The sequence below is a fragment of the Virgibacillus kekensis genome, assembly GCF_042654125.1.
GTDB lineage: Bacteria > Bacillota > Bacilli > Bacillales > Amphibacillaceae > Lentibacillus > Lentibacillus kekensis.
On record NZ_JBHSFU010000004.1, the window covers coordinates 461,785 to 474,118 of the forward strand.

The 12,334-nt window shown below is 38.8% G+C and carries 12 protein-coding genes; 1 reads left to right on the forward strand and 11 read right to left on the reverse strand.

Features of this window, described 5'->3' with window-relative positions; translation table 11 throughout:
- Positions 1-164: 164 nt before the first annotated feature.
- The 5 genes from ACFO3D_RS06545 to ACFO3D_RS06565 are packed head-to-tail and all read right to left on the reverse strand — an operon-like array spanning position 165 to position 5,203.
- Positions 165-1,217, reverse strand: coding sequence for an ABC transporter ATP-binding protein (locus ACFO3D_RS06545; RefSeq protein WP_390294016.1), 1,053 nt, complete (start codon positions 1,215-1,217; stop codon positions 165-167).
- A gap of 25 nt (positions 1,218-1,242) precedes the next feature.
- Positions 1,243-2,049: an ABC transporter permease gene (locus ACFO3D_RS06550; protein ID WP_390294018.1), complete on the reverse strand. Its 807-nt coding sequence runs from the start codon at positions 2,047-2,049 to the stop codon at positions 1,243-1,245.
- On the reverse strand, positions 2,046-2,933 hold the full coding sequence (locus ACFO3D_RS06555) for an ABC transporter permease (RefSeq protein WP_390294020.1): 888 nt from the start codon (positions 2,931-2,933) through the stop codon (positions 2,046-2,048). Before ACFO3D_RS06555 ends, ACFO3D_RS06550 begins: the two co-directional genes overlap by 4 nt.
- Before the next feature lie 18 nt (positions 2,934-2,951).
- Positions 2,952-3,995, reverse strand: a complete 1,044-nt coding sequence (locus ACFO3D_RS06560) for an ABC transporter substrate-binding protein (RefSeq protein WP_390294022.1) — start codon at positions 3,993-3,995, stop codon at positions 2,952-2,954.
- A 26-nt stretch (positions 3,996-4,021) separates the two neighbouring features.
- Positions 4,022-5,203 (reverse strand): M24 family metallopeptidase, encoded by a 1,182-nt coding sequence (locus tag ACFO3D_RS06565; protein WP_390294024.1) that lies wholly within the window; start codon positions 5,201-5,203, stop codon positions 4,022-4,024.
- Positions 5,204-5,325: 122 nt separating this feature from the next.
- Between ACFO3D_RS06565 and ACFO3D_RS06570 the strand changes: the two genes are divergently transcribed.
- Entirely contained in the window at positions 5,326-6,216 is an 891-nt protein-coding gene (locus tag ACFO3D_RS06570) for a LysR family transcriptional regulator (protein WP_390294026.1), read from the forward strand.
- Here the strand turns inward: ACFO3D_RS06570 and ACFO3D_RS06575 are convergent.
- The 6 genes from ACFO3D_RS06575 to ACFO3D_RS06600 all read right to left on the reverse strand — a co-directional run bounded on the left by ACFO3D_RS06575 (position 6,209) and on the right by ACFO3D_RS06600 (position 12,325).
- Positions 6,209-6,358: a hypothetical protein gene (locus ACFO3D_RS06575; protein WP_390294028.1), complete on the reverse strand. Its 150-nt coding sequence runs from the start codon at positions 6,356-6,358 to the stop codon at positions 6,209-6,211. The genes ACFO3D_RS06570 and ACFO3D_RS06575 overlap by 8 nt on opposite strands.
- 217 nt (positions 6,359-6,575) lie before the next feature.
- Positions 6,576-7,325 carry an amino acid ABC transporter ATP-binding protein gene (locus tag ACFO3D_RS06580; protein WP_390294030.1) on the reverse strand — a complete coding sequence of 250 codons (750 nt, stop codon included), beginning with the start codon at positions 7,323-7,325 and terminating at the stop codon, positions 6,576-6,578.
- 15 nt (positions 7,326-7,340) lie between these two features.
- Entirely contained in the window at positions 7,341-8,045 is a 705-nt protein-coding gene (locus ACFO3D_RS06585; RefSeq protein ID WP_390295476.1) for an amino acid ABC transporter permease, read from the reverse strand.
- Complete coding sequence (locus ACFO3D_RS06590; protein ID WP_390294032.1) at positions 8,029-8,850, reverse strand: amino acid ABC transporter substrate-binding protein; 822 nt, start codon at positions 8,848-8,850, stop codon at positions 8,029-8,031. The genes ACFO3D_RS06585 and ACFO3D_RS06590 overlap by 17 nt, the downstream gene beginning before the upstream one ends.
- Positions 8,851-9,057: 207 nt before the next feature.
- Positions 9,058-10,611 carry a Na+/H+ antiporter NhaC family protein gene (locus tag ACFO3D_RS06595; RefSeq protein ID WP_390294034.1) on the reverse strand — a complete coding sequence of 518 codons (1,554 nt, stop codon included), beginning with the start codon at positions 10,609-10,611 and terminating at the stop codon, positions 9,058-9,060.
- A 469-nt stretch (positions 10,612-11,080) separates the two neighbouring features.
- Positions 11,081-12,325: a metal-dependent hydrolase family protein gene (locus tag ACFO3D_RS06600; protein ID WP_390294036.1), complete on the reverse strand. Its 1,245-nt coding sequence runs from the start codon at positions 12,323-12,325 to the stop codon at positions 11,081-11,083.
- Between the last annotated feature and the right edge of the window lie 9 nt (positions 12,326-12,334).

Below are 12,334 nucleotides of genomic sequence, written 5' to 3' on the forward strand. Positions count from 1 at the left end.
AGAATGAGAATTTCTCATGAATTTCAGTGTTCTTTTTTATAGAATCCCAAAAAATAAAGACGCATGCTTCCTAAGAAGTGCGCCTTTCCCATAAACTCTATCTATATTATCCTTTATTGCTAGTCCTCACCATCAGGGTAATTAGTCAAAGGTGGTGCGTTACTTTATCCCTGCAAAGGTATTACATTCTCAGTTTCCCACGCCAAAGTAATTACATCGCCTACACTAACAGTATTTACTTTATATTTTTCAGAAGGAAGTTCTACAATGACTTGTTCGCCAGTTTCTAATGTGGTTACTAGTTCAATAATGGTTCCTCTGTATAGCAACGTTTCAACAGTTGCTTTAAATCTGTTATCATATTCCTTTTCTTCTGGAGGATTAACAACAATCATATTAGGTCTGATTCCAATCTTATGGACTTGATGATTCGATTCCCCAATATAAAATTGCCCACCAAAATTCGTGTTAAAATTTGCATCGTTTTGTTCACCTGAAAAAATATTACGCACACCGACAAAATCTGCAGTGAAATGTGAATTTGGTGAATCGAAAATTTCTCTAGGTGTACCGATTTGTCGTATGTGGCCACTGTCCATTACGACAACTTTATCGGACAAGACAAGTGCTTCTTCCTGATCATGGGTAACAAATATACACGTTAAATTGAATTTTAGTTGAAGATTTAAAATCTCTGAACGCATTTCATCGCGCAATTTTGCGTCTAAATTACTGAGTGGTTCATCTAATAACAATACACTTGGATTTACAACTAAGGCTCTTGCTAACGCAACTCTCTGTTGCTGACCACCTGATAATTGACCGGGAAATCGATCTTTCAAATGATCTAAGCGGACCATTTTCAGCATATCATTAACACGTTGTTCAATTTCCTGCTTATTGACTTTGCGCATTTTCAACCCATAACCTACATTATCTGCAATTGTCATATGCGGGAATAAGGCGTAGTTTTGAAATACTAACGATGTATCACGCTTATTCGGCGGTAATTTAGTTATGTTTTGCCCATCAATACTAATCTCACCTTGATTAGGTTGAATAAACCCAGATATCATTCTTAAAGTAGTACTTTTACCACAGCCGCTCGGTCCAAGCAAGGAAACAAATTCACCTTCTTCTATTGATAGGTTAAGGTTGTCAACAACTACATTGTCGTCAAATTTCTTGGTTAAACCGTCTAGTGTTAACTTACTCATAGAAAATACTCCTCATCAAAGTAGTTTAAACCATGTTCGTAACTTTAATAAATCGAGTGGCAATCCACATTAAGATAGCGATTAATATAATTTGTGCAGTTGATACAGCTGCAATTAATGGATCGACTTTCCAAAACACATAGTTCAATATCTCAATCGGTAAAGTCGTTTCACCAGGACTCACCAACATTAAACTTATCTCAAGATTATTAAATGAATAAATAAAGGATAAGATTGCCGCGGCTATAATGGAAGGCCTTAAGTTAGGTAAAACAATCCGCAAGAAAGCCTGAAATCTAGAAGACCCTAAATCAATAGAAGCTTCTTCCAAAGAAGGACTAATATTTTGCAACCCTGCTGAAATTAATCTTACCGTCCATGGTAAAGCAATAATAATATGTGCTACCACGAGTGACCAATAACTTGGTACCAGATCCATTCTTAGGATCCGCTCAACATTAAATAAGTAAATATATACAGCAATCCCTGTAATAATAGATGGAACCACTAAAGGTGATAAGAAAAGCAGTTCAAATACTTTTTTTCCTTTGAAATTATATCTTACTAGGACAATCGAGCCTAATAATCCCAAAATCAATGAAAAAATCATCGCTGTTACTGAAACTTTTAAACTTAACATAAATGAACTTAGAAATTGCCGATGATTCAGTAATTCTTTATACCACTCCAATGAATAACTCTCAGGTGGAAAAATAATTATTTCCTGAGAAAAGAAAGAAATCCATACAACCATAAATAATGGTAGAGTGATAAAACCAAAAATGAGTATGATCGGAATTTTTTTCACAAAACCTATGAAACTACTATTCATCCCTTCACCTCCGTACTTGAATTAAGATTACCGGAAGTTGTTTTCTCTAGAATGCTTAAGTAAAATACCGAAGCGATTAATGTCAAGACGATTAATATAACAGCCATTGCTGCACCCATTGGCCAGTTTGAGACTTCCGTTATCTCAGAGTATAGAGCTGGGGCCATCATTTGTACCTTTGTACCTCCAATAATTAATGGAGTTGTATAAGCATTCATCGATAAAATAAATACAAATAACGTACCAGCCATGATTCCTGGCATCGCTAATGGAAAAATGACAGTCCGCATCATCATCCATCTGGATGCTCCCAAATCAATTGCCCCTTCTTCAAGGGAGGGGTTTATTCTTTCAATAACAGACTGAATTGAAATTATCATGTAAGGTAACACCACGTTTGAAATAGCAATAATAACGGCTCCGGGAGTTCCTAAAAATGTCGCCGGCTCATTAATGAAGCCTATCGCCAGTAGAAAGTTATTAACTAAACCCTGTTCACTGAACAGAGCAATCCAACCGACATCACGTACAATATTTCCAACTAATAAAGGAAACACTACAAGACCTACTAAAATCCCTTTATATTTAACATTCGCTCGTGCTAATAAATAAGCAATTGGAAAGGCTAATATTAAAGTTAAAAATGTAGCAATGATTGAAATATAGATGGTGTTCCACAAAATACCTAAAAAGTACGGATCACTGAAAAATTCAACGAAATTTTCAAAAGTCCAAGCGGGATCATATGACCCGCTCGGTATATTGCGACTAAAGCTTGTCCGCAAGAAGTTTATTAATGGGAAGATAAATAAAAGTGTTACTAAAATAGTTGCTGGGCCGATAAGTGAAGAAATCTCCAATTTATGTTTTAAACTGTTTTTCACTATTATCCTCCTAGCCTTTTATTGAGCAGCAAAGTCTCGGTCAAATTTCTTTTTCCATTCCGCATAATTTTCAGTAATATATTCCAAGCTGATTGGCATGATTCTTTCAAGCTCCTCATCCGAAAATGCAATACTATTTTTAACCTCTTTTTCTAATTCCGCATCGGTTACAGTTGGAACATAACCCATATTCTCAGCAAATTTTGCTTGTGCTTCAGGGTCCAGCATTGCATTTAAGAAATCATAAGCCCCTTCCACATTTTGCGCATTTTTAGGAATTCCCGTTCCGAATACAGTTGGGAACGTACCTTCTTTAGGAATCACACTTCCAATCGGGTCTCCACCGGCATCATTCCATTGTACTGCCCGAGCCCGCCAAGTAACTGTCATTGCGATTTCACCTGTTTGCAATGCTGTTGCTAATTGTTCTTGAGACGTATAGAACTTCGGATTGTTGTCAGACATTGACAATAACTTATCCCATGCTTTATCCCATTCTTCCGACTCTGCAACCCCTTCTACCGCAGCCGCGGCGAATAAATAACGTGGGAAAATAGCCGTGTGCACACCCACTTTACCCTTATATTTTGGATCCCATAAAGCCTCCCAAGAATCTGGTGCTTCTTCAACTAGTTTTTTATTGTAAACAATTGTCGCTGCGCTATAAATATGTGGTATGAAATATGGATTCTTCAATTCTTCACGAATATTTTCTGCGTTTGGAATTTTACTGTAATCAAGCTTCATTAATAAATCTCCATTAACCAATTGTTGCATGGTGGTATCTTGCAAGTTTATAACATCATACGTTCCTTCACCCTCTGCTTCAATACGTACCTTCGTCATACGAGCCGAGGTGCTTTCAGGAACATAAACTAAATCATAATCATTTTTTAATTCAGGCTCAACTAGATCTTTTAAATACTGTTCATAGTCGCCTCCCCAAGTACCAATTGTCAATTTTCCGCCTGCACCTTCGGAAGATCCACCTTCTGCCCCTCCTGAACTACATGCGCTCAATAGCAAAAAAGCTGTGACTACTAAAAAAGTAATTTTCTTCATAAGAGTAAGCACCCTTTCCTATAAATTTAATTAATTACCAATTTATCTAAATCTAGCGGATAATAGGTTAATCTTTCAGCGCCGTTATCAGTAATTAAAATCGTATCTGAATGTCTAAAACCTCCCAATTCTTTCACATATAGTGCCGGTTCGATGGTAGCAACCATTCCTGGCTGCATAATCGTTTCTTCACCTAAATCGAAAAATGGCATCTCATGGTTGATTAATCCAATATTATGTCCTGTGTGATGTCTGATTAAATCTTCTACATTGTTCTCTCTATAAAACGCTCTGACTTTCTCTTCTACAAATGAAAATGGCTTGCCAGGTATGATAGACTCAAAAGCAATCTCTTGCGCCTTCTTGACCAATCTCATATATTTTTCCTGTTCTTTACTGATATCTTTAATAAACATTGTCCTTTCGAGTTCACTTCGATACCCCCCTACGCTGGCTTCAGATTGTGAAACAACTTGGTCCCCCTCCTTTAATCTAAAATTTTGTGATTGCGAATGCGGGAAATATGAATGCTTCCCAATCTGCCCTCTATAAAATACACTTATCGGCGGACCATGAAATGAAGCAATCTCTCCAATAGTATCAATCATTATTTTAGAAGCTTCTGAAGTTGCCCTACTGGAAATTTCATTTTCATTAGCGCCGGGTTCACTATATTTAACCAATAGTTGGTGCGCCAAGTTTCCCCACTTACAAGATTCCTTGATCAATTCTATTTCTTTTTCGGACTTGATCATCCTCATTTCTTCCACTACGCCCTGGATAGAAACGAATGAACTGGCTTCGATTAGTTGATCCAACGCTTTCCCTCGATAACCTTTTGGTGAACTATAACTCAATGAATCTACACCAATTACTCTATGTTCATAGCCTGATTTAATTAATACCTCTTTAAAATACGTCATCGGGTGATTAGCACCTGGATATTCGGGATATTCATGGACATATTCCACAATTGCATACTCTTCAGCATGTTCCTTCTCAAGTTTCGGGACAAATAAGTGGGTTTTACCATCTGGGTCCAGCAGAAATGCTACCGGTCTCTCAGAAGGACGAAAATTAAAGTTTGTAAGGTAGATAATGTCCGTTACATTAAAAATAACCATGCCATTAACATCTTTTTCTCGAAGCTTTGCTTTCAATTTCTCTTGTCTTTTTATAAACTCACTATCAGGAATGAATAATTGCATAAGTGCCTCCTTAAAAAATCTTTTGAAAATTCTAATTCTATGTTATCATTTTATCTAAGATGTTTCTAATACATTATTGTCCATGATTAATATAAAAAAAGTATTAGTGGAGGAGTTAAACTGTGAAAATTCATCAATTAAAATACTTTATAGCTGTCGCAGAAGAACTTCATTTTGGGCGTGCGGCACGAAAACTGAATGTATCCCAACCCCCGCTTAGTCAGCAAATTAAGCTTTTAGAGCATGACTTACAGGCCACGCTTTTCAATAGGAATAAGCGTAATGTTGAACTGACACCAGCGGGAGAGTCACTATATGAAAATGCAAGGTTGATTCTACATTTCATCGAGCATTCTAAAAAAGAAGTGCTAGGGATTCATAAAGGCGAAATCGGAAATCTTACTGTTGGTTTTGGGGGATCTATTGCATTTGATATTTTGCCTGAGATTATTAAGACCTGTAGCCAATCCCTACCAGGAATAAGAATCGACCTCAAACAATTAACAACTAACGAACAAATCAGAGCATTAGAAGAGAAAAAAATAGATGTAGGCATCCTGGTTACTCCAATAGAAAACCAAACGATTAATACTAAAATGTTAAGAAAGGAATCTTTGAGACTTTGCTTGCCTATTGACCATAAACTTGCAATTAAGGAATACATCGACCCGAGGGAATTAAAAGAGGAAAAGTTTATTCTTCCACCAAGAGGTGAGGGAGAGGGTTATTTTAGAGCTATCAGTCAAGTATTTAATGATGGAGACTTTACACCAAATGTGGTTCAAACGGCAAAAGAACAACACACCATGGTTTCACTAGTTTCAGCCAATATTGGGATTGTTATCGTTCCTCAATCAACAACCTATATAAGGTTAAACAATATTACATACAAGGAGTTCACAAAGCCATTTTACAAAATGAGTTCCCTTGCCTGGAACAAAAATGATAGAAACCCAGTCATAAAATCGTTTTTAAATCTGATGGAGAGTAAGATATTACCTAAGTTTAGTTAGAGTCTTGTATATTAATAGCCTTTCGTATATCAATTAAAATTGTTACATGATCGATTCCCTCTTTTTCAATAACTTCTGTTGCCGCGTCCAGAAAGTATCCCCACATCCGTGTTCGCTGAATTTCTTTCCTACTTAATTTCATTAGTTCACTTCCTTGCCTCAGTACCCTTGGGAAAAGCAATGAAGCTATGGCAGCAGATAGATTCTTTCCATGTCTCTTCTAGGGAGAAAATTTACATTTGTCCTATAGAAAAAAGCCGAAATCCCAATCAAAAGGGACTTCAGCCTTTACCTTCCGATTATGAAATTCATGTATACCTGGGACACTAACACTGACCCCCTGTCCCTTTCCCTGTCCCTTAAGACGGGTTCAATATCCTTTTCAGGAATTGTTTTGTCCGTTCTTCTTTGGGGGCTTTCAGTACTTGACTTGGGGGGCCTTGTTCGACGATGTAACCTCCGTCCATAAAAATAACCTCATCAGATACTTGTTCGGCGAATTGTAATTCGTGTGTCACAACAACCATCGTCCAGTTTTCTTTTACCAGGTCTTTGATAACCGATAAAACTTCTCCAATTAATTCAGGATCCAGTGCAGAAGTCGGTTCATCAAACAGCATCAGTTCAGGCCTAATTGCGAGTGCCCGTGCTATGCCAACCCGTTGCTGCTGACCGCCGGATAACTGGTTTGGGTAAAGATCTGCCTTATCCTTCAACCCGACTTTTGTCAACAACTCCATAGCCCTGTCCTGCTCCTCTTTCTTTTTGCCCTTTTGTACAACAATCGGACCTTCTGTCACATTCTCTATTGCAGTTTTATGTGGAAAAAGATTGTAGGATTGGAATACCATCCCGGACTTTCTTCGTAACTTCAGGATTTCACGTTTACTTATTTTATTTGAAAAGTCGAGATTAAAAGAATCCTGAAACGAAAAAGTTCCCTTGTTCGGCTCTTCCAACGCATTCAAGCAGCGGAGGAGGGTTGTTTTCCCTGAACCTGAAGGACCGATAATGGATACAACTTTTCCCTTTTCGATCGTTAAATTAATGTCTTTCAAAACTTCATTATCGCCAAAGGACTTCGATAACCCATTTACAGTTAAATACACAGATAATTCACCATCCTAGGAAGAAATATGACGCTCCAACCGGGTTTCGAGAGCCTGCTGAACAATTGACAGCAGAAAACAAACAACCCAATATAACATTGCCGCTTCAATATATATCAGCATGAAATCATATGTTACAGCCGCAATCTCCTGTGCCTTTCGAAACAATTCCGTGACAAGGATTAAGGAAGCAAGCGACGTATCCTTCACTAGACTGATAAATGTATTGGATAATGGTGGTACGGACACCCTGGCAGCTTGAGGAAGAATGATTCGCCTAAGCGCCGAATTTTGTGTCATCCCAATGGTATACGCAGCCTCCCATTGGCCTTTCGGAATCGACAAAATAGAAGCACGGATAATTTCTGATGCATAAGCCGCTACATTAATGGAAAATGCAATAATTGCACTTGGAAACGGATCAATTGTCAGACCAAGACTAGGCAGTCCATAAAATACAATAAATAATTGAACGAGTAATGGCGTCCCTCTCACCGCCGATACAACGGCAATGGACGGCGCACGTAAAAGAGCTGACTTGGAAAGACGCATGACAGCAAGCAATAATGCTAAAACCAATCCTATTGTAAACGCAATTAAAGTAAGCGGGATTGTATATTGAATCCCGCCTAAAATCATCGGAAGCAGAGAGTTTTTGAATAACTCCCAGCCCCCCATTGTTGCATCTATGGTTAGTAACATATTATTTGGAAGAAACATCTTCACCAAACCATTCTTTTCCAATTTTTGCTAGTGTGCCATCTTCTTTCATGGCTTTCAGTTGCTCATTGACGGCCTGAACTAATTCTTCATTCCCCTTATTAAACGCAAATGCCGTTTTCGATGCATCATCTTGCTTGGCAGCAATTTTAATTTCCTCTTCACCTTGTTTCTGGATGTAATCAAGAACCGCCAATCTGTCATTCACCGTTACATCTACTCTGCCCTGTTTCAGCAATTCAATGGATTGAGCTAAACCTTCCACATTAACGATTTCAGCCCCATTTTCTGTTGCGATTTTTTCAAAGTTACTTGTCAGGGACTGAGCGGACTTTTTCCCTTTAATATCATCAAATGAGTCGATATCCTCATTCCCTTTTGGAGCTACGACCACTGCAGACGTATAGGTATAAGGAATGGAAAAGTCATAGTTCGCCTTACGTTCCTCATTAATCCCTACCTGGTTAGCAATCAGATCAAATCGCTTCGAATTCAAGCCTGCAAACATCGAGTCCCATTTTGTTTCCATAAATTCAACTTCAACACCCATCCGATCAGCAACTTCCCGGATGACTTCCACATCATAGCCTGTAAGTTTATCATTTGAATTGTGGAATGTGAATGGAGCATAGGTACCTTCCGTTCCTACAGTAAGCACGCCTTCCTCCATAACTTGATCATATAGACTTGTAGCTTCACCAGACTTGGCACCCTCACTGTTGTTATCTTGCTCCTCGCCAGATCCACAAGCAGCTAGAACAACCATTAAGCTTGCTAGTACCAACAAATAGAATAATTTTTTCATGTATATTTACCCCCAGTAATCTTATCGGATTAGTTCCGTACTGATTATAAGGCATTGCACGCGATATGTAAACGAATTGATTTATTTTATAAAAAGTTACTTTCCCCTTTATACCCCTTCTTCATTAAAAAAAGTTTCATATACAAAAAGACTATTTCCAAAGGTATATTTAACCTTCAGAAATAGCCTCTTTAATTGCTGACCTTATTAAGCAGATGCTCTATATTCTTCTGGTATCGGTTTCCCCCATACCTTGTTTAAGAAGTATGCAGAAACAACCAGTACGACAGCACCAACGAGAAGGGCTATTATTCCCGACCCTGTGAAGCCGGCAACAAGAAATGAGATTAAACCACTGGTCCCAGCCAATACCGCATAAGGAATCTGCGTATTCACATGGTCGATATGGTCACTTGATGAACCTGCAGATGAAAGAATTGTCGTATCTGAAATTGGTGAACAATGATCGCCAAATATTCCACCACTAAACACTGCAGCTATCGCTAATCCCATCGATATATCCATCGAAGCAGCTACTGGAATCGCAATTGGGATCATTATTGCGAACGTTCCATAGGAAGTACCAGTCGTAAAAGCTATGATTGCACCAATGATAAACAACAGCACTGGAATGAGCGCTGGAGTTGCATTTGCTTCTGCCGCCTCCACAACAAATGCTGCTGTTCCAAGCTCTGACGTTACACTGCCGATAGACCATGCCAGCGCCAAAATAATATAGACAATCGTCATACTTTTAATACCCTTTACAACCATTTCCATGGATTCTTTAAACGAAAACAGTTTTTGGTGCATTCCCATCGCAATCCCAACAACAGCGGCAGAAAATGCAGCAATTAAAATGGACATTCCACCATCGGACTCTCCAATAGCTGTAAGTAAATCATTCTTAGGGAATCCACCTGTCCACAAAAAGAGTGGTGGAATTAAACCAACCAGTACGACCAACGGAACAATCATATTGCGCATTTTTGGTTTATAACCTTCATCAAACTTAACATCGGTCATTGAATCCTCTGACGGTGGCTGCGCACCATCACGAAGGACTTTTCCACTTGTTCTCGCGCGATATTCCGCTTGCGCCATCGGACCGAAATCCCAACCTCTAAATGCCATAATCCCAACAAGTAGTATCGCTAAAATGGCGTAAAAATTAAAAGGAATGGATGATAAATACGTAACATACTCCGATTTATCGATACCCAACTTGGCAAATTCCACTCCAATCAATCCCATTACAAATACAACCCAGGTGGAAACAGGTCCTAACAAACACATTGGAGCAGAAGTAGAATCAACAACATACGCCAGTTTCTCCCGTGATACACGCATTTTGTCCGTAACAGAACGCATCACACTTCCAACAGTTAATGCGTTAAAATAGTCCTCAAAGAAAATTATGATTCCGAATAGCATCGTTGAACCTTGAGCACCTCTGTCTGTTTTTACCTTTTTGGAAATCGCGTACGCAATAGCATGCGCACCACCAGTACTTTGTAAAACGGTAATTAGCACACCAAAAATACCACAGTAAACTAACACCGTAGCACTCCAAGGATCCCCAACGTTAGGCAAAATAAATTCACTAAAGCTGGCATAAAGACCCATCAACGGATTCCAATCATGTACCATTGTCGCCCCAAGCCATACACCGGCAAATAAAGCAGGAATAACATTACGGGTTACAATAGCCAAAACAATCGCTAGAACCGGGGGCAATAAAGAAAGTATTCCAAAATCCATAACGGTTAACTCCTCTCTTTTTTATTATTATGACACCCAGCATTTCACTTGTTTTCAAGGTGTTTTTTTATGATGAAAAAGAAAAATGTCCAAAAGTTGAAGTGAAAAATAGATGTCACAAGATAAATAATTTTCTTTAAATTATATTTCTACATTGATGATTGTATGTCCTGCTTAATAGGAAAAATAATTCAATTGGTATTGAAAACTTGCTGCGGTTTTATTGTAATGTGTTATTAGAGGTGCCAAGCTTTATTAGATAGGGGGTATAGAACAAAGCTTCATCAGCTAATGCTTTATAAGATATTCTAGCTATGTGGGGACAAATTTAGACGAGAACAATGAGCTTAATACACACTAACTGCAGTATGCTGCTAACATTCTTCGGCTGATTGATGATACAAAACCTTATAAATCTTGATATAAAAAAGGAAATATACTGTTCAAACAGCATATTTCCTCACAATTTTTAAATTAAAGTATTCTTCTCTACTTTACCATCTTTCACTACCACTTGAATCGTATCATTATCTGCCAAAGCATAAATATCATCTAACGGGTTACCCTGAACCACGATAACATCGGCAAGTTTTCCTTCCTCCAGTGTTCCAACTTTGTCTTCCCAGCCCAGGCATTCTGCAGCAGTCTTCGTGGAAGCAACAATCGTTTCCATCGGTGACATGCCGATATCTGCCATTAACCCAAGTTCACGTAAATTCGTACCATGTTTCATTACACCGGCATCGGTGCCCATTGCAATTTTGACACCAGCTTTATGGGCCTTCGCGATACTTGCTTTATGATGTTCAATGACTTCTTTCGATTTTTCCACCGCTGTATCTGGCATTCCTGTGTCTTTCGCTGTTTCCAATACTGCAACCGGTGCAAGCAAGGTTGGCACCAAAAATGTTCCTTTTTCCAGCATCATTTCAATCGCTTCGTCATCAATAAAGATGCCATGTTCGATTGAATGAATTCCTGCCTTCACTGCATTTTTAATCCCTTCAGCACCTTGTGCATGAGCCATAACCTTAACGCCCTTACGGAATGCACCCTCCTGCACGATTGTTTGCAGCTCTTCCAAAGAGAACTGAGTAAACTCTGGATGGTCGGTTGCACTCAGTACACCACCTGTTGCATGGACTTTAATAACTTCTGCCCCTGCACGCAACATTTCACGGGTCTTCTTACGCACTTCCTCTACCCCGTCACATTTTCCATGCGGCATACCGGGATAGTTGGAAGGCAAAAGATCCTGCACACTGCCTGAAACAGTATAACCGTCTCCATGCCCGCCAGTAATAGTAAGCGCATTAATACTCAACTGTAACCTCGGACCTGAAATCAATCCATCTTCCACAGCTTTTTTCACTCCAAGATCAGTCCCTAATGCATCACGTACGGAGGTAACACCAGCATGCAAGGTATTTTTCAGATACTCTGCTGCTTGATAATACATAAATGAAAATGGTGTTTCCAACCGCTTGGCAATTGGTGAAAATTCCATCATCATGTGTACATGCGAATCAATAAAGCCGGGTAGGATTGTGCCACCTTTCGCATCCACGACGTTTTCATCACCGGAAAGAGTGTAACCTTCTTCGGAACCTGCATATACAATTTTTTTGTCTTCTATTGCTACTAATGCATGTTCCTGTGGCTCTCCTCCGTTACCATCAATTAATAATCCATTTTTAATAACTGTTTTAGCCATCATTTACAC